The organism is Streptococcus downei MFe28 (genome assembly GCF_900459175.1).
GTDB lineage: Bacteria > Bacillota > Bacilli > Lactobacillales > Streptococcaceae > Streptococcus > Streptococcus downei.
In genome coordinates this window covers 2,013,253-2,037,891 of sequence record NZ_UHFA01000002.1, presented here as the reverse complement: position 1 = coordinate 2,037,891, position 24,639 = coordinate 2,013,253, and the positions used below count along the sequence as shown (strand labels likewise).

General features: G+C 42.3%; 30 protein-coding genes. 24 read left to right on the top strand and 6 right to left on the bottom strand.

Translation table 11 applies throughout. The annotated features are described in order from the left end of the window. Positions 1-5 precede the first annotated feature (5 nt). From DYE66_RS09740 to DYE66_RS09730, 3 genes are read right to left on the bottom strand one after another with little or no spacing between them, the layout of a single operon-like run. Entirely contained in the window at positions 6-713 is a 708-nt protein-coding gene (locus tag DYE66_RS09740; protein WP_002997337.1) for an amino acid ABC transporter permease, read from the bottom strand. Between the two features lie 15 nt (positions 714-728). After that, a complete protein-coding gene (locus DYE66_RS09735; RefSeq protein WP_002997113.1) occupies positions 729-1,550 on the bottom strand; it encodes a transporter substrate-binding domain-containing protein in 822 nt (273 codons plus the stop codon). Positions 1,551-1,563: 13 nt separating this feature from the next. Then, a complete protein-coding gene (locus DYE66_RS09730; RefSeq protein WP_002996862.1) occupies positions 1,564-2,328 on the bottom strand; it encodes an amino acid ABC transporter ATP-binding protein in 765 nt (254 codons plus the stop codon). A gap of 220 nt (positions 2,329-2,548) precedes the next feature. Here DYE66_RS09730 and yycF point away from each other — a divergent pair, with 220 nt between their 5' ends. From yycF to DYE66_RS09715, 3 genes are read left to right on the top strand one after another with little or no spacing between them, the layout of a single operon-like run. Beyond that, the gene (gene yycF, locus DYE66_RS09725; RefSeq protein WP_002996549.1) at positions 2,549-3,256 is read left to right on the top strand and encodes a response regulator YycF; all 708 of its coding nucleotides are present in this window, start codon (positions 2,549-2,551) and stop codon (positions 3,254-3,256) included. Next, positions 3,249-4,610 (top strand): cell wall metabolism sensor histidine kinase VicK, encoded by a 1,362-nt coding sequence (vicK, locus tag DYE66_RS09720; protein ID WP_002996580.1) that lies wholly within the window; start codon positions 3,249-3,251, stop codon positions 4,608-4,610. The genes yycF and vicK overlap by 8 nt, the downstream gene beginning before the upstream one ends. Beyond that, on the top strand, positions 4,603-5,412 hold the full coding sequence (locus DYE66_RS09715; RefSeq protein ID WP_002997143.1) for an MBL fold metallo-hydrolase: 810 nt from the start codon (positions 4,603-4,605) through the stop codon (positions 5,410-5,412). The genes vicK and DYE66_RS09715 overlap by 8 nt, the downstream gene beginning before the upstream one ends. A gap of 118 nt (positions 5,413-5,530) precedes the next feature. Here DYE66_RS09715 and DYE66_RS09710 read toward each other — a convergent pair whose 3' ends face one another. Continuing rightward, complete coding sequence (locus tag DYE66_RS09710) at positions 5,531-5,920, bottom strand: MerR family transcriptional regulator (RefSeq protein WP_019784487.1); 390 nt, start codon at positions 5,918-5,920, stop codon at positions 5,531-5,533. A gap of 79 nt (positions 5,921-5,999) precedes the next feature. On the opposite strand from DYE66_RS09710, the gene DYE66_RS09705 reads away from it, so the two are divergent. Next, positions 6,000-6,752, top strand: a complete 753-nt coding sequence (locus DYE66_RS09705) for an SDR family NAD(P)-dependent oxidoreductase (RefSeq protein WP_002996535.1) — start codon at positions 6,000-6,002, stop codon at positions 6,750-6,752. 73 nt (positions 6,753-6,825) lie between these two features. Here DYE66_RS09705 and DYE66_RS09700 read toward each other — a convergent pair whose 3' ends face one another. Together DYE66_RS09700 and trkA are read right to left on the bottom strand one after the other, a co-directional pair. Continuing rightward, complete coding sequence (locus DYE66_RS09700) at positions 6,826-8,265, bottom strand: TrkH family potassium uptake protein (protein ID WP_002997365.1); 1,440 nt, start codon at positions 8,263-8,265, stop codon at positions 6,826-6,828. Positions 8,266-8,275: 10 nt separating this feature from the next. Next, positions 8,276-9,625 carry a Trk system potassium transporter TrkA gene (trkA, locus tag DYE66_RS09695; protein WP_019788512.1) on the bottom strand — a complete coding sequence of 450 codons (1,350 nt, stop codon included), beginning with the start codon at positions 9,623-9,625 and terminating at the stop codon, positions 8,276-8,278. A 391-nt stretch (positions 9,626-10,016) separates the two neighbouring features. On the opposite strand from trkA, the gene DYE66_RS10840 reads away from it, so the two are divergent. From DYE66_RS10840 to DYE66_RS09610, 20 genes are all read left to right on the top strand, one after another. After that, entirely contained in the window at positions 10,017-10,178 is a 162-nt protein-coding gene (locus DYE66_RS10840; protein ID WP_019781142.1) for a hypothetical protein, read from the top strand. Positions 10,179-10,184: 6 nt separating this feature from the next. Next, positions 10,185-10,310, top strand: coding sequence for a hypothetical protein (locus tag DYE66_RS11090; protein WP_019793816.1), 126 nt, complete (start codon positions 10,185-10,187; stop codon positions 10,308-10,310). Positions 10,311-10,322: 12 nt separating this feature from the next. Further along, a complete protein-coding gene (locus DYE66_RS10835) occupies positions 10,323-10,490 on the top strand; it encodes a hypothetical protein (protein WP_019786407.1) in 168 nt (55 codons plus the stop codon). Positions 10,491-10,492: 2 nt separating this feature from the next. After that, positions 10,493-11,347, top strand: a complete 855-nt coding sequence (locus DYE66_RS09690; RefSeq protein ID WP_115325165.1) for a replication initiator protein A — start codon at positions 10,493-10,495, stop codon at positions 11,345-11,347. 5 nt (positions 11,348-11,352) lie between these two features. Next, positions 11,353-11,976: a hypothetical protein gene (locus tag DYE66_RS09685; RefSeq protein WP_115325164.1), complete on the top strand. Its 624-nt coding sequence runs from the start codon at positions 11,353-11,355 to the stop codon at positions 11,974-11,976. Between the two features lie 156 nt (positions 11,977-12,132). Beyond that, positions 12,133-12,717 carry a hypothetical protein gene (locus DYE66_RS09680; protein ID WP_244914171.1) on the top strand — a complete coding sequence of 195 codons (585 nt, stop codon included), beginning with the start codon at positions 12,133-12,135 and terminating at the stop codon, positions 12,715-12,717. Positions 12,718-13,025: 308 nt separating this feature from the next. Further along, positions 13,026-13,337, top strand: coding sequence for a hypothetical protein (locus tag DYE66_RS09675; RefSeq protein WP_019781290.1), 312 nt, complete (start codon positions 13,026-13,028; stop codon positions 13,335-13,337). A 20-nt stretch (positions 13,338-13,357) separates the two neighbouring features. After that, entirely contained in the window at positions 13,358-14,491 is a 1,134-nt protein-coding gene (locus DYE66_RS09670) for an LPXTG cell wall anchor domain-containing protein (protein ID WP_115325162.1), read from the top strand. Between the two features lie 133 nt (positions 14,492-14,624). Next, the gene (locus DYE66_RS09665; protein ID WP_019795369.1) at positions 14,625-14,849 is read left to right on the top strand and encodes a hypothetical protein; all 225 of its coding nucleotides are present in this window, start codon (positions 14,625-14,627) and stop codon (positions 14,847-14,849) included. Positions 14,850-14,943: 94 nt separating this feature from the next. Further along, positions 14,944-15,525 carry a hypothetical protein gene (locus DYE66_RS09660; protein ID WP_115325161.1) on the top strand — a complete coding sequence of 194 codons (582 nt, stop codon included), beginning with the start codon at positions 14,944-14,946 and terminating at the stop codon, positions 15,523-15,525. A 45-nt stretch (positions 15,526-15,570) separates the two neighbouring features. Beyond that, entirely contained in the window at positions 15,571-16,320 is a 750-nt protein-coding gene (locus DYE66_RS09655) for a hypothetical protein (protein WP_115325160.1), read from the top strand. 41 nt (positions 16,321-16,361) lie between these two features. Beyond that, a complete protein-coding gene (locus DYE66_RS09650) occupies positions 16,362-16,616 on the top strand; it encodes a hypothetical protein (protein WP_115325159.1) in 255 nt (84 codons plus the stop codon). Next, entirely contained in the window at positions 16,606-16,827 is a 222-nt protein-coding gene (locus tag DYE66_RS09645) for a hypothetical protein (RefSeq protein WP_115325158.1), read from the top strand. The genes DYE66_RS09650 and DYE66_RS09645 overlap by 11 nt, the downstream gene beginning before the upstream one ends. A 64-nt stretch (positions 16,828-16,891) precedes the next feature. After that, positions 16,892-17,314 (top strand): hypothetical protein, encoded by a 423-nt coding sequence (locus DYE66_RS09640; protein ID WP_115325157.1) that lies wholly within the window; start codon positions 16,892-16,894, stop codon positions 17,312-17,314. After that, complete coding sequence (locus tag DYE66_RS09635; protein WP_019786342.1) at positions 17,295-17,636, top strand: hypothetical protein; 342 nt, start codon at positions 17,295-17,297, stop codon at positions 17,634-17,636. The genes DYE66_RS09640 and DYE66_RS09635 overlap by 20 nt, the downstream gene beginning before the upstream one ends. After that, positions 17,623-19,998 (top strand): VirB4-like conjugal transfer ATPase, CD1110 family, encoded by a 2,376-nt coding sequence (locus DYE66_RS09630; protein ID WP_115325156.1) that lies wholly within the window; start codon positions 17,623-17,625, stop codon positions 19,996-19,998. The genes DYE66_RS09635 and DYE66_RS09630 overlap by 14 nt, the downstream gene beginning before the upstream one ends. A 111-nt stretch (positions 19,999-20,109) precedes the next feature. Next, a complete protein-coding gene (locus tag DYE66_RS09625) occupies positions 20,110-22,797 on the top strand; it encodes a phage tail tip lysozyme (protein ID WP_115325155.1) in 2,688 nt (895 codons plus the stop codon). 18 nt (positions 22,798-22,815) lie between these two features. After that, entirely contained in the window at positions 22,816-23,481 is a 666-nt protein-coding gene (locus DYE66_RS09620; protein ID WP_115325154.1) for a hypothetical protein, read from the top strand. A gap of 25 nt (positions 23,482-23,506) precedes the next feature. Next, positions 23,507-23,776 carry a hypothetical protein gene (locus tag DYE66_RS09615; protein ID WP_115325153.1) on the top strand — a complete coding sequence of 90 codons (270 nt, stop codon included), beginning with the start codon at positions 23,507-23,509 and terminating at the stop codon, positions 23,774-23,776. Continuing rightward, positions 23,776-24,621, top strand: coding sequence for a hypothetical protein (locus DYE66_RS09610; RefSeq protein WP_115325152.1), 846 nt, complete (start codon positions 23,776-23,778; stop codon positions 24,619-24,621). Before DYE66_RS09615 ends, DYE66_RS09610 begins: the two co-directional genes overlap by 1 nt. Positions 24,622-24,639: the final 18 nt, after the last annotated feature.

The window sequence follows — 24,639 nt, the reverse complement described above, 5'->3', positions numbered from 1 at the left end:
CCCTTCTATAAGCTATAGGTCTTCTTGTTGGCTTCCTCTTTACGACGGCCCCAGCTGGCTACTGGGAAACACATGATAAAGTAAAGGAAAGCCGCGCCAGCAAAGGCAGGAACATAGTTGGTGGTATCATAAGCCCAGGCCTTGGCGGTGAACATTATATCTGCCCCTGAGATGATGGCAACCGTTGAGGTATTCTTAATCAGGTTAACCACCTGGTTGATCATCGGTGGAATGATAATTCTCACAGCCTGGGGCAGGATGATGATGGACATGGTCTCGCGGTAGGTGAAGCCTTGAGAAAGGGCAGCTTCTGTTTGTCCACGAGGAATGGACTCAATACCAGAACGAATGACTTCTGACATATAAGCACCAGTATAGACCCCAACACAGAGGACAGAGGTCCAGAAGGCTGGTACCTTGATAGCTCCATTGGTCAAAATGGATAGACCATAGAAGACAAAGACAAAGTGGACTAGGAGAGGTGTGTTTTGGAAAACCTCAACATAGACCCGAGCGATTGCCTTAGCCAGCTTGTTGCGAGAGGAAGACATGGCTCCAAAAATCAGCCCCAAGGCTAGGGCGACAATCAGGGCACAAACAGCCATGCCCAGGGTATAAAAGAATCCCTTGGCGAACTGTCCGAAGTTGGCAAAGTAATCCGCCCAACGTGAAAGGGCGTAAGGATTGGTTGTATCTGTTGCTAGAATAAACATAAACTTAGCTCCTTTCTAGTTATTAGCAGGTTTGGCTGGTGTGAGTTTGTATTTTTTATAAAGCTTTTGCAAACTACCATCTTTTTGCCATTTAGCTAAGAGACTATTAACATATTCAGTCACCTGGCTGTTAGACTTTTTGCTGGCAATTCCATATTCCATGGTGTCAAAACCTTGATCAAGAATCTTGTTATTCTTACTGACATAACCAGTCAGAATGGATTTATCTACGGAGAAGGCATCAACCCGATAGGCCCGCAAGGCTGTTACCAATTCAGGATAACTTCCTAGTTGAACATATTTGAATTTAATCCCATTATCAGAGGCAAAGGTTTCCAAGGAAGCCTTGGTTTTAGACCCCTGCGCAACCCCGATGGTCTTTCCATCTAGATCTTTGGGATTATTGATACCGGAATCTTTGTTGACTAAAAAGCCAATCTCGTCATAATAGTAAGGGTTGGAAATACTGAAGTTAGCCTTACGCTGATCATTGATAGTATAGGTAGCAATCATGATATCAGTTTGCCCATTATCTAAGAGCGCTTCTCGAGTCTGGGCCGTTACAGCTGTATATTGAACTTTGACCCCTAAGGTATCAGCGATTTTCTTAGCAAGATCAATCTCCATGCCAGTGTATTTGTCATTTTTTGAATCATAGTAACCAAAGTTGGGGACATCTTGCTTAACTCCAACCTTGAGTACACCAGCATCCTTGATCTTTTGAACTTGTGCCGGCAATTTGGCCTGACCAGCCGCTTGCGCTGGGAGCCCCCTAAACAGTATGAAACTTCCTAGAGCAAGCAGCAGGGTTGCTAGTATGAGGGAAAATTTCTTCATAGTATCATCACCTCTATTCAATCGAAACTCTTTCGCTGGTATGGTTGATAATTTTAGAAAGGAATTGCTTGGCACGCGGTTCTTTTGGATTGTCAAAGAAACCATCAATATCAGTCGTGTCTTCTAAAATTTCACCATCAGCCATGAAAATGATGCGGTCAGCAACACTGCGGGCAAAGCCCATTTCGTGGGTAACAACCACCATATTCATGCCTTCCTTGGCTAGGTTTTGCATAACTGCTAGGACATCCCCGATGGTTTCAGGGTCCAAGGCAGAAGTTGGTTCGTCAAAAAGTAGAAGCTCAGGATTCATAGCTAGGCCACGTGCGATAGCGACCCTTTGCTTTTGCCCACCTGATAGCATGCCTGGATAGGAATCCTTACGGTCCCACATATTGACATAGGTCAAATATTTTTCCGCAATCTTTTGTGCTTCCTTGGGGTCCATGCCCAAAACCCGTACCGGAGCCAGGGTAACATTTTCCAGAACCGTTTTGTGAGGATAGAGGTTGAAGTGCTGGAAGACCATACCGACTTCCTTGCGCAACTGAACCAGTTCCTTATTGGAAGCATTGGAAACCTCGTGGCCATTGACCTTGAGGCTGCCAGTCTCGATGCTTTCTAAAGCATTCATGGTGCGAATAAGGGTTGATTTCCCAGAGCCAGAAGGGCCTAAGAGAACAACCACTTGACCTTTTTCAATTTCAAGATTGATATGACGAAGGGCGTGATAGTCACCATAGTATTTTTCAACATTTTTGTATTCAATAAGTGCCATAGAGTCCTCCCTTGTTAGAGATATGAGTATAATATTTTTTGATGTCAGAAAATCTAACGTGATATAAATTTTACCACAAGCGAAAACTTCTGTCAATATTTTCAGAAAATTTATACAAAATTGAAATAGTCTTGTAAACCCTCAGTATTTCTATTATTTGCTGACTTTTGTTATAATAAAGGGTAAAATACCAATAGATAGGAAAAATGAGGTAAGAATGATGAAAAAGGTTCTTGTTGTCGACGATGAAAAGCCGATTTCAGATATAATCAAATTTAATTTGATTAAAGAAGGATATGAAGTAGTAACTGCTTTTGATGGCAAGGAAGCCCTCAAACAGTTTGAAGATGAAAATCCTGATTTAATTATTTTGGACTGGATGTTACCAGAACTAGAAGGTCTAGAAGTCGCTAAGGAAATTCGCAAGAGTAGCCATGTCCCAATCATTATGCTGTCTGCTAAGGATAGTGAATTCGATAAGGTTATCGGTCTAGAAATCGGGGCAGATGACTATGTCACTAAACCATTTTCTAACCGTGAACTTTTGGCACGGATTAAGGCCCATCTGCGTCGAACTGAAAATATCGAAACCGCAGTCGCTGAAGAAAATGATACTTCCGATAGTGAGCTGACCATCGGTGACCTGCAAATTATTCCAGATGCCTTCGTTGCTAAGAAGCGGGGGGAAGAATTAGAATTGACCCATCGTGAATTTGAACTCCTCCATCATCTGGCGACCCATATTGGCCAAGTCATGACTCGTGAGCACCTCTTAGAGACTGTTTGGGGTTACGATTACTTTGGTGATGTCAGAACGGTAGACGTAACCATCCGTCGCCTGCGTGAAAAAATTGAGGATACTCCAAGCCGTCCAGAATATATTTTAACCCGTCGTGGCGTTGGTTATTATATGAAGTCTTATGAATAATAATCCTGTTGTTGAAAATCTCAATACTTTTGAATTAGCCCTACTTATCCTCCTGGCTCTGGTAGCTCTTTACTTTATTTATCAGGCGGTACGGGAATACCGCAATGCCAAAACCGTCCGAGCTATCAGTCAGAAGGTGACCAGCTTGATTGCTGGTGATTATACAGAGGATCTTCATTTAAAGGGAGATTCTGAATTGATTGAATTGGGGACTAACGTCAATGACTTGTCTGATGTTCTCCACCTGACCCACGAGAATCTTTCTCAGGAGCGCAACCGGCTGGCTTCTGTCCTCTCCTATATGAGCGATGGGGTCTTGGCTACTAATCGGGTTGGCAAGATTACCATGATTAATGATACGGCTCGCAAGCAGCTTAATCTCACTCGAGAAGAAGCACTTGAGATGAATATCATGGATTTGATTGACTCAGATGACTATAATTATCGTGACTTGATTACCCAGACCCCCGAGGTGACCCTCTATCGTCGCAATGAATACGATGAATTTATCACCTTGCGGGTCAATTTTGCCCTCAACCGTCGGGAGAGTGGTTTTATTTCTGGTCTGGTTGCCGTTCTTCACGATACGACCGAACAGGAAAAGGAAGAGCGAGAACGCCGTCTCTTCGTCTCGACCGTCAGTCATGAGTTGCGCACGCCGCTGACCTCGGTCAAGTCCTACCTAGAGGCCCTCAATGAAGGTGCCCTCAATGAAGAGGTGGCACCGAGCTTTATTCAGGTGTCCCTAGATGAGACCAATCGCATGATGCGGATGATTTCTGACCTCCTGCAATTATCGCGGATTGACAATGATACCAGCCATATTGAGGTCGAAATGACCAATTTTACGGCCTTTATTACGGTTATCCTGAATCGTTTTGACCAGATTAAGAGTCAGCAGGATTCCGACAAGGACTATGAAATTGTTCGCAACTATCCCTTGAATCCCATCTGGGTTGAAATTGATACCGACAAGATGACCCAGGTGCTGGATAACATTCTCAACAATGCCATTAAATATTCACCAGACGGTGGTCAAATTACCGTTTCAATGACAACCACAGAGACTCAGTTGATTATTTCCATTTCTGACCAAGGACTGGGGATTCCTAAGAAGGACCTGCCTCTGATTTTTGACCGCTTCTACCGTGTTGATAAGGCCCGCAGTCGGGCCCAAGGTGGAACTGGTCTGGGCTTGGCCATTGCTAAGGAAATTATTAAGCAACATCAGGGCTTTATCTGGGCCAAGAGCGAGTACGGTAAGGGTTCAACCTTTACCATTGTCCTCCCTTATGACAAGGAGCCTGATGATTTTGATGATGAATGGGAGGAAGATGAGTCCGTCGATGACTAATCAAGGTTTTAAATACAGTATTTTAGCTTCGGGTTCCTCAGGGAACTCCTTTTACTTGGAAACGGACAAGAAAAAGCTCCTCATTGATGCGGGTCTGTCTGGTAAGAAGATTACCAGCCTCCTAGCTGAAATTGACCGCAAGCCAGAAGACTTGGATGCTATCCTAGTGACCCATGAGCACAAGGACCATATCCATGGTGTTGGGGTGCTGGCTCGTAAGTATGGCCTGCCCATCTATGCCAATGAGAAGACCTGGCAGACCATGGATGCCCACAATATGATTGGTAAGGTTGACCCTGAGCAAAAGCACATCTTTGAGCGAGGCAAGGTCATGACCTTTGGTGATATTGATATTGAAAGTTTTGGGGTCAGTCATGATGCCATTGATCCGCAATTCTATCGCTTTATGAAGGATGACAAGAGTTTTGTCATGCTGACAGATACGGGCTACGTCAGTGATCGTATGGCTGGTTTGATTGAAAATGCCGATGGCTACCTGATTGAGTCCAACCACGATATTGAAATCTTGCGCTCAGGTGCCTATCCTTGGAGTCTCAAGCAAAGGATTCTATCGGACAAGGGCCACCTGTCCAATGAGGATGGATCTGAGACCATGATTCGCACCATCGGAAACCGCACCAAGAAAATATACCTGGGCCACCTCAGTAAGGAAAATAATATCAAGGAACTAGCCCACATGACCATGGAAGACAACCTGACCCAGGCTGACTTTGCTGTCGGTCATGATTTCAAGGTCCTAGATACCTCGCCTGATGATGCCACTCCGCTAACAGATATTTAATACTCTTCAAAAATCAAAACTATCCATCGTTAACTCACTTTGCCGTACCCAAGTACTGCCTGCAGTTCGTTGCCTTGGCTATTTTTGATTTTTATTAAGTATAAAAACTAGCAACTCCTCAGGGATTACTAGTTTTTTTCTGCCTGTAGTCTTCGATGGCCTCTTGATAGTATATGATTTTCTGGGTCAATTTCTTACGGTGTTCAAGTAACTGCTCAATTTCTTTGTCGAGTCTATGTGTATGATGATTTAATAATTCCATTCTCTCTTCTAGAGTAGAGTTACCTTCCCTTCTCAAATCTGAATAGTGCTTAATCTCTTTTAGAGGCATGCCTGTGTCCTTAAGACGGTTGATAAAAGCCACCCAGTTAAGGTCAGTAGCACTATATTTCCTGCGATTTCCTGAGTCCCTGCTGGGTTTTAAAAGTCCTTCTTTTTCATAGTAGCGAAGGGTATAAATGGATAAGTGGCACAGTTTTGAAAATTCGCTGATAGAATAGTTTTTCATAGATTCACCTTTTTTCTTGACCTAGAGTAAACTCTAGATTGTAGACTAATTATAATCAAAAAATGAAGGAGTGACAAGAATGAAAGACAAAACGTATGTTTGTATCACAGGTGCCAGTTCGGGAATCGGACGAGCGACAGCAAGACTCTTTGCGAAAAAAGGTTTCAATCTCATCTTAGTAGCCCGTCGACAAGATAGGCTAGAAAAACTGAGAGAAGAGCTAAAAGAGAGTTATGACAAAATAGAGATTATTATCAAGCAGGCTGACTTAGAGAAAAGAAAACAAGTCTACCAGTTGTATGATGACTTGAAACCCTACTTTATAAAGGTTTTCATTAATAACGCAGGCTTTGGTGACTATTCAAGCCTTGCCAAACAAGACTTAAATAAGGTCTCCCGAATGCTTGCTTTAAATGTGGAAGCCTTGACTATTCTTTCAACACTTTATTTGAGGGATTATCAGTCCGAGGAAGGCTGCCAGTTAATTAACCTTTCTTCCAGAGGGGGCTATATGCTCGTTCCTAATGCAGTAACTTATTGTGCCAGTAAATATTATGTAAGTGCCTTTACAGAAGGACTGGCTCTGGAATTGCAGAGACAAAACCTACCCATGCGGGCTAAAGTTCTAGCCCCTGCAGCCACGCAGACAGAATTTGGAGCTTTGGCCAGCGGTGAGGCGGATTATAATTATGATGAGCATTTTAAAGACTACCATACTAGCCAAGAGATGGCACAATTTTTGTATGATCTATACACCAGTGATAAAGTTGTGGGGGTAGTGGATGTCAAAGATTTTTCTTTTCATTTATCAGGCCCTCTCTTTAAGTATTAGCTAACTTGTAGGAGATAACTCATTTAAACTAAAAACAGGTTTTCCTTATTGGAGACCTGTTTTTAATAATGGCTTAATATTTAGACCAAGTTTTGGGAATAAAGAGCAAGAGGACGGGATAAATTTCCAGGCGTCCGGCAATCATGGCCAGAGACATGAGGAATTTTGCCCAGGGACTGAAAATGGCGAAGGTATCTGCTGTTCCCAACATGGGGCCAATATTATTGAAGGTTGAGGCAACGGCGCTGACGACCACCATAAGGTTGTTGTTGTCCAAGCTGATAACCATAACCAAACCTAGAAAAATCATGGTATAGACCGCTAGGTACTTGAGGATATTATGCTGGGTTGCCTTGTCTAGAGGGGTGTGATTGACATGGAGGGACATGATCCGATTAGGATAGAGGGTCTTGAGGATTTGATTTTTAGTAATCTTAGTGACAATCAGAGACCGCATGACCTTGAAACCACCAGCCGTTGAGCCTGCCGACCCCCCGATAATCATCAGCATTAACAGTATTGTCTGAGAAAAGAGGGGCCACTTGGTCAAATTGGTGATGCCAAAGCCCGTTGTTGTGATAACGTTGGAAACCTCGAAGAAGGAATACTGCAGGCTCTGAGACCAAGACCCATAGAGATGGAAAATATTCAAGAAAATTAGCAGGGTTGCCACAGCAACAATTCCTAGATAGGTACGCAATTCTTCATCGCCAAAGAAAACTTTGAACTTGCGTATCAATAAGAAGTAGTAGAGGTTAAAATTGATGCCAAAAAGCAGGGTACCAATGGAAACCACAATTGTAATGAGACTACTGTGGTAATGGGCGATGCTGTCGTTATAAACGGCAAAACCACCTGTACCAGCTCCACCCATAGCGGTGATGAGGCTGTCAAAAATGGGCATACCACAGGCCCAAAGAATAACTGCAAAGATGGCAAACATGATCAGGTAAATGATATAGAGGATTTGCGCTGTATCCTTGAGTTTGGAAACGACCTTACCAAAGACGGGTCCTGGAACTTCTGCCCTCATAACCTCTAGGTGGGCATTTTTAGAATTCTCCATAATGGCTAGGGCAAAGACCAGCACCCCCATCCCGCCAATAAGGTGGGTGAAGCTCCGCCAAAAAAGGAGGGCGTGGGAAAGGACGGCCGTGTCGGGTAAGATGGTTGCTCCTGTCGTGGTAAAGCCAGAGCTGACCTCAAAAAAGGCGTCAATCAGACTAGGAATTTGGCCAGAAAAGACAAAGGGAAGGGCTCCAAAGAAGGACCAGAGAATCCAACAGAGGGCAACGATTAACAGGCCCTCCTTGGTGTAGATCCGGTAATTTTTGGGTTTGATAATAGAGCCAGCCAGGCCTAAGACTATAAGGATACCCATTGTTGCCAGGAGGCTAGTGAAGACTGGCCAACCTTCATGATAGATTAGGGTGACTGCTAGCGGAACGCTCAGTAGGCCTGCTTCAATGAGCAATAATTTCGCTAAAAGAAAGCGAACCATGGATCGATTCATTTAAGCCACCTCATTTCAACAAATCATAGATATGGGTAACCTTGGTCAGTAGAGTGACTACGACAATCTTATCACCAACCTCATAGGTGTCCTGACCCGTTGGAAAGAGGGGGAGCCCCTTACGAATAATGGCAGCTACCAGAACACCCTTCTTGAGTTGGACTTCTGATAGCTGTTTACCCGCAATCTTATTCTTCTCGCGAATCTCAAACTGTAAAGTTTCGATGCGACCATTGGCAATATGGTGGACAGCATCCAGGGTCGAAGAGTCCTGGGCATTAACCCGGCCACGGATAAAGTGCATCATGCTATCAACAGCAATGGACTTGGGTGTGACGATACTAGAGAAATTATCGGTGTCAATAATTTCTAAGAGACTGGTTCGATTGACCTTGGCAATATTCTTTTCAATTCCCAAGGTGTCCAGAAACATAGAAGAGATGATATTTTCTTCATCCACACCAGTCAGGGTAGCAACGGCATCGTAATTCTCCACCCCTTCTTCAACTAGGATGTTTTTAGCGGTTCCGTCCCCCAAAACGATGGGAACATTTGGAAATTCTTGGCTGAAATATTGGCTACGCTTTTCGGTAATTTCAATAACCTTGAGCTTGATCTTGGTATTTTTTAAGAGGTTGAGGAGGTAGTAGGTGATTCGACCTGCCCCAATAATCATCATGTTCTTAATGACCTTGCTCTTGACAAAATTATGGAAGAGAATCATCTCAACCCGGTCACCAGTCACATAAATTTTATCGCCCGTCAGCAAAAGATCATCGCCATCTGGTATAATAATTTGATCCCCTCTTTTGATAGCGCAGACCAAAATATTGCCAAATTTCTGGCGGAATTGGTCCAAGGAGAGGTCACAAAGACGACTTTTTTCGGTGATTTTAAATTCCATCAGCATAATTCGGCCATTGACAAAATGTTCAACGGACAGGGCACCAGGAAAATCAACACTGTTGGCAATATAACGAGCTGCTAGCAATTCGGGATTGACCACCATAGAAAAGCCGAGGAAATTATTATCCTTGAAATAGGCATTGGAATATTCAGGGTTGCGGACCCGAACGATGGTCTCTCTGGCCCCCATTTTCTTGGCTAGGACGGCTGAAATCATATTAACCTCATCCTGGTCAGAAATCGCCACAAAAATATCGCAGTACCCCACATCGGCCTGCTCTAAAATCTTGTAATTGGCCCCATTGCCAACAATTCCCATAATGTCTAAGCGCCTGCTAACCCGACTGAGAACTTCTTCTTTTTCCTCAATCAAGGTCACATCGTGCTTTTCCTCAACCAGAGAACGACAAAGGGCGGTACCAACCTTACCCCCACCGACAACGATAACTTTCATTCTTCTTCCTTAACTTAAGTCATGATAGCAGGAGATTTCAGTCTCAAATAAGTCGTTTGGAAATATCTTATAAGAGCTCGGTCTGAAATCCTCCTTATTATGATTAAAAGACAGCCTAAAAGGCCTAGAACTAATATAATATCATACTCCTTTTTTAGGGAAAAAGCACCCTTTTTAAAAAAATAATAACACTTGATACAAGACTGTCATAAACCGACTTGACCTGTGATAGATAGCTTTTGAAAACTGTACCAAAAGGTGTCAAAATTATTAAAATTTTTAGGCAGTAAGTGTCTAGAGTTTTGAGAAAACAAGAAAATTTAACAAGAACTATCAGCGGAACAGTGAAAACTGTTCCGCTTTTTTGCTAGTCAGAAGAAGGAGAATTATCATGACAGTTACCGAAAAAATAGTTCAGGAAGGTCATCATATCACTGGTGATGTTTATGAGCTAGATGGGCTTTATTATAAGGTCTTAGCCAAGTTTGGTAAGGTCCTAAAATACTGTCCAGTTATCAGAGTTGATAAGGACAGTCTTGATTGTTGGAGGTAGAAGCAGATGCCAGAAAATGGATTAGAAATTGTATTAGACATAGATACATTAGAAATCTATGAAGTGATTGAACCAGAGGTTGAAGTTGAAGAAGTTCAACTTAGTTTGTTTGATGATATGGCTTTAGCCTGAAAGGAAATGCTGATGAGTAATAAAGAGACCGCTATGAGAAATATGATTTTGCAACAAATCATGACGAGTATGAGGATTAATCTGGACAAAGCTAAGAAGCAGCTGGCAGAGTTGGAAAGCTTTGGGCTTATAAAGTTTGACTCGGATGGCAACTTCTATTTAAAGGTATTGGAGGACTAGAGATGAGTAGAATTTCGATTGAACAGGTTCAAACCTCTGAGCGTTTTGCTAAAATTCCCATGGTTCTTTTGGAGGAAACTTATTATCGCCAGTTAAGTGCAGAGTCAAAATTAATGTATGCTATTTTTCTTAATCGTTTTCAACTGTCCATTAAAAACAATTGGGTAGATGATCATGGTTTTGTCTACCTCATCTATACCATTGAAGAGCTCTGTAAAATTCTTGGTTATGGTAAGAACAAAGTTATTAAACTCAAGAAAGAATTAGCTAAGTATGGACTGCTTGAAGAGGTTAGGCAAGGATTAAACCAACCAAATTTAATCTATCTTCAAAACGTTGAAACCGATGAGGCTATTCTTCATTCAGAGTTTGAAGATGTAAAAACAGGTGCTAAACCCTTGGCACAAGCGGAAGTTTCAAATTTAAACTTCCGGAAGTTTAAAAATCAAACTTCAAGAAGTTTGAAAAATAAACCTCAAGAAGTTTCAAATTCAAACTCTAATAAGACTAATAATAATAAGACTAATAATAATAATAAGACTGATTTTAATATTAGGGAGGAGGACGAGGATAGAGAGTCTAACGAAAATTCTGAGAATATAAAGACCTCTCAAAAAATTGAAAAAGCGACCAAGTATGACAAGGACTATATTTACCAGATTGTCTATGATCGATTTATTGCTGAGGGTATTCCTCAAGCTACGGTTGATTATCTGGCCATGGGGAACTTTGACCAACGGTATCAGTACGCTTTGGAAAATATGAGATACGCTCCTAATGCCGAAGCGGTGGCTGACTATGTCTTTACTGGGCTCAGCTCGGACCTGCAACTGGCGATGAGGAAGGTTAGGGGGTAAGGCAGATGTTTACAGAGTTTCACAATTTATTTCAGCCATTATCGAAATTGATTGAAAAACAACAAGATATTATTACTAAACAAATGAGTTTCTTTTATCTGGGGTTACTTTTGCTTTTTCTTATTCTTGTGGAGTATATCATCTGTCGGCTTGTTGAGGAGTTTACACTAATTCTAGTGAACGATTGGTTTGCAATTACAGTCCCTATTGGTTTATTAATTTCTTCAGGCGTCTTATTTATGTGTGCTGTTATTGAAATCCCCTATGTAAACGAAGCAAGAACTCAGATAGAATATTTGCAGAAGCAACCCAAGAGCACAGAAAAGCGTTTGACCAACTATTTGAAGACCCATGATGTGACCGTTGAGGAAAAGACAGTAAGTAGCCTTAAGGGTAAAGAAGACACCGACTATAAGTTTTTATGGTTCGGTTCTAATAAGTCAGTTGATCTGTATATCAATAAAGCTGAAAAGCTTGAACAAATCACAATAACTCCGAAGGATAGCCACTCCTCTAAACTATTGACCTTCTTTGTAGTTTATAAGAATGATACAAAGGTTATCTTGAGGTCTGAAGATGGAGACGTGGCTATTAGCTTGAAAGAATATCAGAAATTAGTTGAAAAGTAGAGGAGTCTTATTTATGAAAAAAGACATAGAAGAGAAGCGAGATAACGATGAACAAGAGTCTAGCTGGGCACACATATGCTGTATTTCTATTGCCGTCGTGATTATTGGTCTACCACTGCTTTACCCTCTTATTAAAAAGTTGGTAGGAGGATGATGATGGTTAAAGAAAGTGAACTTGCTAAGAAAAATGCTGAATTGAGGTTGGCTCTAGGCAACGAAAAAAAGTCCAGCCGTAACGCATTGCTACCTCAGGTAATTGCGTTTGAGGAAGTTTTGGAAAAGAAAATTATTGAGCTTGACCCTTCTTCAATGTCTATTACAGAGGAAGGATGGATTCTCCTTTGGGAGCCAAAATATTTTGACGATAGGATGCTTGCAGGAGTTCTCTATTCCTCCTATTTTTCGACACTTTTTTCTCACAACGATATTCGTCCTTATAATTTTCCTGAGATAGAAGCTGAAGTTAGACGATTTGAGAAAGAACTGGCAAAAAAAGGATTTATACTGACAGTAAATGATTTAGATAACCCTGTTATTTATGTTGCCCCCCTTTCCTCCCAAATGGTTTTATTGGCCCGCTATCAAAAATGGATGGGTATAGGTCTTATAGCATTTGGGGTATTGGTTGCTGCCCTTCTTCATTTCTTTGGAAGGGCAACTAATGCCTTTATCGAAGTTCTTTATCTCTTAGTGGGTTCTTTCATTGTGGTCGTAGGGCTTATGATAGTTTCCGATAGCTAATAAAACCTCTTTGACCTGAGTAGGTCAATAAACTGCTTGATTGGTCTTTGACAACTGAATAGACCCACTGTCCCAATCAGCGTGGCTTGGTATAAAAAGAAGAAGCGGGGGCGGTGTCATTGGAGCCAGAAATTCATATCTGGTGCCAGCCACAGTAACGATAAGGCATGGCCTCATTACAGGAAGGTCATAAGCCTAAGGAGTTTGCGGTTACTAGACTAGAAACCGTGCGTAAGAAATACGGCAGAGACCTACTAGGTCTTTCGAGATGGCTACGATTTTAGCCTTTTATTCAAAGGAGAAACCCCATGAATGAAATTAAAAAAGCATTTGATACTGAAGTCAGTATCTCAGATTTACGACAACTAGGAAAAAGTGGTAATGCCACGGCCCGACTTGATAGCGGAGAGATTATAGACTTGAAACCTAAGTATGGACTTAGAAGAGAAAAAGCTCTCATCGACAATCAAGAAGTAGAGGTTCAAGTGATTGATTATTACCCTAAAATTTACAAGCATATTCGGACGATTAAACGTCGGAACCTTATCATTGCTCGCAAAGTCAAGCGGGGAAATCAATGTATCTTGCAACTGACGGGCAAAGGCTACCACCGTTCTTAAAACTAGAAAAGGAGATCATTATGAAGAAAAAACAACTTGTTACTTTGATGGCAGCGACTGTTTTGGCGACAGCCTCAAGTGCTGCTTATGCGGACGAGGCCAGCTCAAACCAAGTGTTACCAAAATCGGCCGAAACGACTCAGTCAGTAACGCCTGACACGAATAATACTGGTAGTGGGGATGCTGTCAACAACGGTACTACAGACCAAGGTCAGGCAGGTAATACGGATACTACCAGTTCTTCAACACCAGCTAATGATTCAGAACCTTCACAATCTGGGGACACGGATTCTGGTTCAGAGCTAGCCCCAAGCGCTCCGTCTACGACTGATCCCTCAACCACACAACCCAGTTCAGATACACCTGTAACACCAAGTAACCCTGGCACAGACGACACGGCACCAACCACCCCAGCGACTCCTGACAATGGAAATGCGGCAGGAGATGATAGCCCAACACCGGATCAACCAGCCCCAAGTTCACCTGATAACGGTTCGGGTCAATCAGGGGATACCGACTCCAGTTCAACGACACCAGAGCCCGACCAAGGCCAAAGTCAACCGTCAGGCCCTTCTAGTCAAGCTCCTGATGACTCCAATGCCCCTTCATCCTCAACGGATAAGGGCAATGCCAGTTCATCCAATCCATCAAGTGGGGCTACTAGTGATGATAGTGCGCCAACGACTGATCAAGACCAAGGTTCCCAAACAGAAGCTAACAAGCCTGCTGCACCGTCAGCGGATCAGCCAGCAGCTTCTCAATCCAATCAACCTAGCGCTGGCCAAGCCTATGTTCAAGGCCTCAGCCAAGTCGGATTGACCAGTGATGTCACTGGCCAAGTGGTCCAAGATGTGACCCCTGAGGCACCTGTTACAACTGATAATGGGTCTACCATTGTCTCTGTTCAAAATGGCCAACCCGTTGTCAGTCAAGCAGATGGCTCTACACAAGCTGTTGATCCTGGGACCGTTGGGGCAACCGTTAACTCTGATAAAACACTAAGTGTTAAGTCGGACGACGGACAAATGAAGACCCTGCCTAATACAGGTGATGGTGCCAGTTCGGCTGTCATGGCTTCTGGTTTAGTTATGGTATTCAGTGCTTTCTTGCTTTTCATGCAAAGCAAGTTCAATATCTTTTCTAAAAAGAACTAAGATGATTCTGTGAAAGGAGCTGAGGCTAATAAGGATTAAAATACTCAATAGAAACAGTTAACTTGCGACCCTAGTGGTCGCTTTTTTAGTGCCCTAAAAAAGGGCTAGGTTTAATTAAAAAGGAGAAAAATATATGCAGACTGCGATCGATGTTATTAATAAAATTGGTACCTTAGGCGGGGTTATTGGTCTTGGGATATTAGCTGCTAGCTTTCTACTCTTTATGATAGGACTAGGAAGTCAAGATAATGGGCGACAACAAAGTGGTACTATCGGAATGATTGCGGGTGGTGCTTTTGGTGTGGTTTGGAAGCTCATTTTTACGGCTATTGCAACGATGCTAGGTGCCATTGGATAAAAGTAAGGCAGAGGCCTTATTTTTAGGTTTAAAAAAATGTAAAAAAATAGTAGAATGAAAGTAAAATCAGGCAAGACAAAGAAAGGAGAAAGCCATGGCTGAAAGTTTTGATGCGGTAACTTGGATAAAAGATTTTGAGCAGGTTAATGGCCGTCCACCAACTTCACAAGAGGTTGAGGAAGCTCAAAACCTTATCAGTCGATATACGACTGAACAAGAGATGAACGCCTGGACAGATGAAAGCCAAACCATTGATGAAACTATTGAGCCTAGCCCTCAGACCCGCTGGGAAGCTCTGAATTCAAAGAGCTTAGGCTGGTTTTGGAAAACTCTCCTAATCATTATAAGTACACCAATTTATTTAATCAGGTTTTTCTTTAATCTGATAAAGGCTGGTATTGGTGTATTTGTGATCTGGTTTGTTGCTAAGCTAGTGCTTCTGGCTGCTTTAGCGATTGGATTAAGTTTAGCTAACATAGAGAACCCGAATGATGTTCCTGGTGTTATCAAGTGGTTCGGTGAGTTGCTATTTGGAAAAAATGTTTTTCAGAGTTCTTCTCTGCTTCCTAATTTTTTCCCCCATGAATCATTTGATGGCTGGTTAATTGGAATTCTAATTGTCATATTTGCCTTATTTTTTACTTTTTCAAACTACAATAAACAGTCTAATATGTAAAAGCCTATCGAGGCTTTTTTTTATTCCCTTGAAAGGGGTGATAGTTTGAAAGATACTGCAGGAGATTTAACAAAGTCACTTTATTCTTATAGTCCATCAGTAAATGAAGCCATAAATACGGTCAATAAATCGTTTCAAACAGTTGGGTTGCTCATCATTACGATGTTAATGGCTGTTGAGATGTTGTCTTGGTATCGGTATCTAAAGGACCAAAATGGTATTATAACTATCCAACTATTAGTTGAGATTACAATAAAATATGTGATTGCTAGCTTTCTAGTGATTTATTCGGGCTATTTTGTTAAAGAGTTTTTATGGTTTTTTGATAAATTAGCTACCAATATTGGTACAGATGTTCAAGAGGTTAAATTCGCTTATTCTGCCCTCAAAAAAGGAAATTGGGCTGCAAGAAATGCTATAAATGCAATGGCATTTTTATTTGGTGGTGCGGCAATCTTATCTATTAAGATAATCGCCTTCCTTAGATTTATTGAACTGTACTTGTTAAAGGCGGTTTCTCCTTTAATGATAGCGTTTTGGATGGCAGATAGTACTCGTCCGATTGCAGTCAACTTCTTTAAGCGAACAATGGCCATTGCTTTCCAAGCAATTATTATTATTATTTTGATTTTAATCTGGCAAGGATTGAAAACGGATACGGTTATGAATATTAGTCAAGATAGCTTTTTGGGTAACCTTGCTAGTGGTATTGCTTACCTGGGTAAATGTATTACATTTATTATCTTGCTCTTTGGTTCTCAACGTACCGCCAAGAGCCTATTCCAAGCGAACTAAACCAGTAGGAGGCTCTTATAGCTGTTTCAAAATTCTATGCGGTGGCTAAAACGATTGATGGTAAGAGACGGGTTGTTAATGCTTTTGAAGCATTGAGGCTTGCTGATGAGGACCCTTGGAATTATCCGATTGACAAGACTAAACAGGCCTTAGAAAAAGAAAGCGAGAGCCAGAAGAAAACTATTGCGACTTTAAAAAGTCGTGGTTTCTGGAAGCGATTATTCAACTTATGGTTATTAAGCAACTCAAATCCTAGAGTTGCTTTTTTGATGGAAAGGAAATCAGATGACAATTGAAGAGTTAGAAAAAAGAAAAAGGGACTATCAAAGGCGAAATAAAGACCTGGATAACTCTATAGCTCAAGCCAAGGATGAACTTTGGAGTCTTAGAGTTAGAACGATTGTGGCTTCTGAATTGGCTCGCTCGGCATACGAAGATGCTATGAGGCGAGCGGGTATCGTGAAGTCCTTTTATGGTCCCTATTCTCCTGAAAAGGATAAGGATTAAACTACCATGCCCATTTAGTAGTCAGATACTAGATGGGCTTTTTTGATGGAAGGAGGAAGTCAAGATGTCAAAAGCAATTTGGCTTTGGTGTTTATTGGGGGTAGGGGTGGTAGTGATTGGTGCGGTTATCCTGTTTAATGCAAGGGCTAAGCCAGCACCACAAAAGGTTGCCACTGGTCCAAAGCCAAAGCAACCTGTAAAGCTAAATGACCATTTTACCCTTAGTGAGGCAGATGTTAAAACTCTGGGAGAAAAGGGTCAGGTTACCGTTAAACTAAAAGGTCTTGTCTCTTCTCAGGAGTCTTCGAAAGTGACTATTTACGTTAGCCAAGTTCCTAGAACAAATGGCTATATTCAATTGGATGAATATGGCTTTAGTAATTTGTTGAAAGGGCAAGAAATTCCCATTGACTTTACAAGTGCTTGGGATAAGGCACGGACTATTTATTTAAGGAAGGAGGTTACTAATGAACCAGTTAGGGTCTAATTTTTTAAAAACATTAGACGGCTTTGAACGGGGGATTATAGGGCCGTTTACATGGCGGATGGTAGTCATGATAGTAGGAGTTCTACTTTATGGTGGTTTAGCTGCCTGGATGTCCATTGCGGGTTGGCCTGATATTTTTATTTATCTTGGAGTCATTATTGCGGCTCCATTCGTTGCTGTTGGGTTTAAGTGGGATCGCAAGATTACTGAATGGGTTAAATTTCAATTTACCATTCAAGAACGAGCTTATATGACAGAATATGAAAGTGAGGGATTTAATGATAAATTTGTTCAATCAAAAAATGTCCATGAATGGGATTAAATTAAGCATGGAGGAAAAAGCACGGCAGAAACAACTGAGACGAGCCATGAAACCTAGCAGTCAAAATACCATTCGCTATACCTCTCAGTTTGCAGATGGCCTAATGCACGTGGCAGATGAAACTTACTCTAAAACTTATCTGTTAGGAGATACCAACTATATTACAGCGACTGAGAAAACTCGTTCAGATATTATTGACTACTATGCTTATTGTTTGAATGGGCTAGATCCAGAAAACCATTATCAGCTACTCATTCTCAATCGTCCTGTCCCTTCAACCATGCTAGAGAATATCACTTATGACTTGCAAGGTGATGGGTATGATAGCTATCGTGAAGAATATAACGACCTTATCAATTCTCGTTTTGCGAAAGACCAGAATAACTTTAAGGTCGAAAAATTTATCACGGTTAGCACCAAGGCCAGAGATCGTAAGCAAGCCTACCGAAATCTAAATGATGTTCAAAAATCATTTGAAACTCAATTTCAAACGATTGATGTCCCTATTAGTCCACTCAATGGGACTGAGCGACTAAATATTTTCTCTGACTTATTACGGGATAATCCCTATCTTAATGTCAATTATCAAGACGTTGCCTTATCTGGATTAACGACAAAATCCTTTATTGCCCCTGGTCGCTTTAAATTTCCAAGCGACCATATGTTGTTAAATAAAAGAATGGCAAGAGTTCTTTATGCTAGGGATTATCCCTCCTTCCTAAACGATAAGCTGATTAAGTCCTTAATTGACATTGGGATTGAGTTGGCCATTTCAATCCATGCCCAACCCAAGGATATTAGTTCTGCTTTAAAAGAAATTAATACTGCGGAAGCTGGGGCCAATATGGACACAATCAAAGCACAAATGAAAGCCGCCCAAAAGGGTGTTTCTAATGAATTGGCAGGCTCTGGTAAAGCTAAGACTGTTTCAGAGGAATCAAAAAAATGGAAGGAAGAAATTGAGCAGCACGACCAAAAGATTTTTACAGGAGCTATCCAAGTTTTTATTAAGGCAGACAGTCAAGGAGAATTGGATGAATTCACTAATCGGGTTAAATCCGCTGGTCGTAAGCATATGGTTGAATTTGAGGAAGCCTTTTATCATCAAGAAGATGGCCTCAATGCTATTCTACCAATTGGGGTTAACTATTTAGACGTTAAGTCCGCTTTTATCAAGCCTGTTCGGGATTATACGACCTCTAACCTGGCAACGCAAATTCCTTTTACCAACGTTGACCTGCAATCTGATAGCCCGTTTGCTGTCTACTATGGCCAGAATCAAATTTCTAATAATATCATTACGGTTGATCGGCAGAGGGATTTAAACACGGCTTCTGGTGTTGTCATTGGGTCTTCTGGTTCAGGGAAGTCTTTCACGGTAAAGGGTGAAGAAGTTATTCCTACTTTGCTCAAATACACTAGGGACAGGGTCGTTATCGTTGACCCTGAAGAAGAATATACGGGAATTGGACGTGCCTTTGGTGCCCAAATCATTGATATTTACCCTGGGTCTGCTACTCATTTAAACGTGATGGATTTGCCAGATGCGGACAAGCTGGCCGTTGATGATGTGGATTCGATTGGTCAAAAATCCAATCTGATTATGGGACTCTTTGAAAACATTCTGAAAGAGGTAGAGGATGGCGATATTAGCTTGATTGACCGTGTCACTCGTCTGTCCTATGAACAGGTGACAGATAGAACACCTACTCTCAAGGACTGGTATAAAATTCTATCCGAACAGCCTGGAGAACGGGCTCAAGATTTGGCTGAAAAGGTTGAATCTTATGCGATTGGGTCGCAAAATATTTTTGCCTATGAAACCAATGTAGATATGTCTAACCGTTTCATCATTTTCAACCTGAAAAAACTAACTGGGAAGCTCAAGCCCTTTGCTCTAATGGTGGTTCAAGACTATATCTGGAACCAAGTTGTTGATAATCAAGGAAAATTAACCACTCACTTATTCTTTGACGAAATGCAATATCAATTTCAGACAGATAACCAGGCTGCCTTCTTTACGGACCTTTATGCACGGGTACGGAAATACGGGGCAATTCCTACGGGAATTACTCAGCACCCTGAAACCTTGCTGGAGAGGTCAGAAGGTCGGAAGCTCCTCCAAAATAGCGAGTTTATTATTCTGTTAAAGCAAAAGCCAGATGCACTTGAACAACTCAAGAGTGCCATTACTTCACTAACCCCAGAGCTAGAGAAGTATGTCCTCAAACCGAAAGCTAAAGGGACTGGCCTAATTATTGCGGGTGATGTTGTCGTTCCATTTGAAAATCCAATTCCTAAGAACACCCAACTCTTTAATTTGTTAGAGACAGATGCTTATGCAGCTGTCCCATCTAACTAATCACCATACAGCCTAAGTGCTGTGTGATCAGAGGATTTAGCCAGTTGGCTAAGTCTTGTGGTCACGCAGTACTTTTTTAGGCTTGCTAGTACAAAGAAAGGAGATGATTGTTTGGCTGAACACGAGTCAGGAGAGGAGCTGCTTAAGAAAGGCCCCTCGGTCAGAAAGCAGGTTAAGCAAAATACCGCTGAACTAAAGCAACTCAAACCAAGGGCTGCCCAAAAAGAGGCTAAGGCTAATTACAAGGAAGCTAAGGCGGACTACAGAGAAGCTAAAAATGTCGTTAAACAAGCCAAGGAAAATGTCAAAGTTGAGGCCAAAAAGACCTTTGGAAAGGTAGGGGACCAGAAATCATCTGAGAAACTTGAGGCTGCTAAGGCAACCAAACACCAGGCCAAAAAGGATAAGAAAGTTGCTAAAAAGACCTCTAAGAAAATTAAGAAGGTCCATCCGACCAAAACACAACGGGTTGGCCGTTGGGCCAAGACCAGTGTCCGCCAAGCGACCCGTTATGGTCTAGAGAGTGCTCTTAGCCAGGATGATACTTTAGGCTCTGTTGTCCAAGCTCGACGTAACGTCCGCCAAGCCAAGAGAACGGCAAAGGCTGGTTATCGGACGGGAAAGTATGCGGCCAAGGGTACTGCCTGGACCGCTAAGACGGCTTATAAAGGGACGAGAGCTCTTGCCAAATTTACTACTCAAGCCGTTGGGACGGTTGTTAAATCGGCTACGGCTGCTATTTTCTCTAACCCTATTTCTTGGTTTGTGGCTGGGATTGGAGCTTTGTTGCTACTGGTTGTTATCCTGGTGACGGCTATCTTCCCTACCAACGTGGTCCAGCAGACAGAGTACACGCTTAATCAGTCTTGGGTTCAAATCTCCCAAACGGATGCTAAAAAGAGTTCAGGCGATGATAAGTATTATACCGACATTGACTCTGTGCTTCTTTATATGAATTACCGCTACGGTGGTGAGTGGGAACCTGATGCCACTTGGGATGATGGCCGAGGTGGGAAAATCGCTGGCTTTATGCACTTTAATCACTTTTACGATGCCTTGGACGATATTTGGAAGAATATGTATAAGGACCCTGACAATCCTAAAACCATGGCGGACCTCTATGGTAAGAATAGTGATGTCAAGTGGATTAAGCTGGACTCTGATGAATTGGATGACTATAAGGATATTCTTGATAATCAAAAGGAAGTCGGGAAATATCCTAATATGCAAGAGCTAGAAGATCCTTTCAATCCGCCTGATGATAGTAAGGATAAGAAGAAAGACAAAGACAAGTCTGATAAGGAAAAGGAGGAAGATAAAGAAAAAGAAACCGTAACGATCAATGAGCGGTACGGCTATTATGGTAAGGAGCTTAAGACGGATACGGTCCTCCAATGTGATAAAAATACTAAACTTTACGCAGTAATGGATGGCACCGTTGAATTGACCAACACCGACCTAAAAGGTGACAATCCTGAAAAGCAAAAGTCCAAAAATAATGTCGTTATCAAAACGAAAAATGCGGAGTTTATGTATTTCAGTGTAAAGGGGGTCCGAGTTAAAGACGGTGACAAGATAAAGACTGGTGATGAAATTGGCCAATCAACCGATAGCCAGGTTGCTAATGGCCAACGGGTTGCCTACGCTAAAAAGTATGAAACGGCGGAAAAGGGGAAAAAAGTTAAGGTCAAGCATTCGATGAAAGACTATGTCTTTACCAGGAAGGATGATAAAGAGTCTTGGATGCTGATGAACCCTGGCTTTTACTTCCAGTTTGTCAAATACACCCAACAAACCAAGTCAGGCTCAACGGCTGGCGGTGGGAAGACCAGCTTGAGCGCTGATCAGGTCGCTCAAAAAGCTAATATCTCGAAAGAGAGGGCTCAGGATGCGATTGATATTCTCAATCATATGATGGGAGAAGAAGGGGCCACCTTGGAAGGGGCAACGGCTGTTTTGGCCATTGCCGAAAGGGAATCGGGCTTAGATCCTAAAGCGGTTAACCCAGGAGGGGGAGTCGCTGGTTACCTGCAGTGGTCGGGCTGGTCCAGTCAAATCAATGGGAACCGCTGGGGATCTGCTCCGAGCAGAACTCTGGACTCTAAAACTGAGTTGGCTTTGCTGAAGGCGGAACTGGCTGGAGCTTATAGTCCAGTAAAGACCTACCTTCGAACGGCCAAGGATTCTGGAGCCGCTGCTCTCTATTTTTCTGAGCACTATGAAGGGGTGGCCTTGTCTGATGGGCAGACAAAGGCCGAGAAGCTTCAAGAGGACGCTAAAAAGTGGAACGACGTTTTTAAGGGCTCCATTAAAAAGGATGGCGGTTCAGGAACAGGTTCGGGCCCTGGTGGCACCAAGGCCTCATCCTTTGGTTTACCATCTGGCTATGACTCTAAATTGAAGTGGTCGCAGCCAAGTCAAAACTGTATTACAGGTTACCCAGGTAATATCTATCTTCAAGGTCAATGTACCTTCTATGTTAAAAATCGGATACATGAAACTTGGAATATTGATGTTGATAATTATCTTGGGAATGGTCAAGACTGGGTCAGAAGTCTAACCAGTAAATATGGTTGGCGAGCTACAGGAAAACCAGAAGTCGGGGCAGTTATGTCCACGGCTGGTGGTTTTGATTCGACCATGGCAGACTACGGACATGTTAGCTTCGTAGAAGCCGTCAACGATGATGGGACTTTTCTAGTCTCTGAACTCAACTATGCCGGCAACCAGTCTCAGGTCCATTATCGAGTGGTGGCGAATGCGAGCTACTATAGCTTTACCATGCCCCCAGGGCACTAAAGAAAGGAAAAAGTATATATGATTGATACAGTGAAAGTTAAATTTTTCAAGACGGTTGGCGTATTTGTAGCCGTTATCGTGGTCTTTCTCTTGGGATTTTCTTTTGGTCAGATTGGCCATAAAGGAAGCACAACGCAAACCAAGCAGCTAAAGAGCCACAAAATGGCCCAAGGGTCAGAGCTGACCGATGACTATATTAAACAGTTTTTGATAGCTTACTACACCAAGAAGGACTTAGGCGAAAACCGAGACCGCTATAAACCCTTTATGACGGATGGTCTCTATAATGGTACGATTTCGCAAGAGGATGAGCCTACCAATCAAACCTATAAGGGCTATGTGGTAAATTTCAAATTTGATAGTGCCCAAATCTATATTGATAAGGCGGATAAGACGGCTATTGTTACGGTCCGCTATACCAATGATATTTATAAGACCAAGGGTTCTAAGAAGGATGCTCAACTTGACGTTGACAATAAATTAACCATGAAGTTAAGCTATACCAATACCAACGGGAAGTACCTGCTCAATGATATGTCTACCCTTTTGATTGCGGACTCTTCCAATGGTGGTGGTAGTGACGGTACCCTCTCTTATGGAACGGTAATTCCAGGTTCTAGTAGCTCAAGTTCAAGTGATGCTGACAGTACCACGGATACCAATACCGATAGTGACAACGATTAAGACATTTTAGAAACGGAGAAAAACAATGACAGACTTTAACAATCAAGCTAACCAACCCCGCCGCAAGAAAAAATCCTTGACAGAACAGATTGCTAGTAAGCAAGTTCAAATTGCTAAGCACAAGGAAAAGGTTGCGGCCTCCCAAAAGCGGATTGAAAGCCTAGAGGCAGAACTTAGCCAACTAGAAATCAAACAACAACAGGCGATTTTAAAAGAATATGGCCTATCGATGGAAGACCTAAAAGATTTCTTAGAAACCAACAAAGACCAACTCAAGAAAGGGGATGAGGCTTAATGTTTACATACACCAGTTCTATCGATGGAAAAACGCAAGAATTTCCTAACCGTGATGCCCTTTTACTTGGCCTTGAGAGCGAGGAAAACCGTTGCCTACAGATGAATATTACCACGGAGCTGACTTTGCAACAGGTAGACCAGGAAGGCAACATCCTTGATCAGACAAAACTCGTTTTCCCAATGCCAGAAGGCACCAATTATCAGGAGGCCTTGGCCAACTTTGGCCTGCAGGCTGAACCTCGAAAGGGATTACTATCAGGCTTGCTGCCTGGTGGAGATTCTAAGAGCTCAAACCTTCCAGCCAAACACTCCCAGGGAAAAACTGTCCGACAAGAGCCAGCAGCTCCTCGCAAAAGTCCCTTTAGCTTCTTAGTGACAATGTTAAAAGGGACCGTTATTGGTCTGGCTCTTTTGCTTGGTTTGCTGAGCTTCTTTATCAGCACTGAGAATGCCAAGAAGCTAAGAGCCGCTAAGACTGGGACTGGCCAACCTAAATCTAGTCAAACCGTCCAGGTTAATGCTTTTGACGAACACGGGGTTGATGTCTTTAGCCGTTACTTCCTAGGAGCTTATTTCAACCAAACCGATGAAATCAAGACCTATGCGGCTCCTGATATTGATAAGGCCAAACTAAAAACAGACATCAAAACACCTACCAGTGTTTTGATGGAAAGTATAAAGGCCAAAGATGGCAAGTACACCGTGACCTATGTTTGTGGCCTCAAAGATGATAGCGGTAAGGTCTCAACCGAACGGGTAACCTTCACAGTCAAGGATGATAAGTCTTCGGACTATGGTTACCAAGTGACGACAGCTCCTAAGTTATCCGCTTATCCAAGTTAATAATCTTTTACAAGGGCT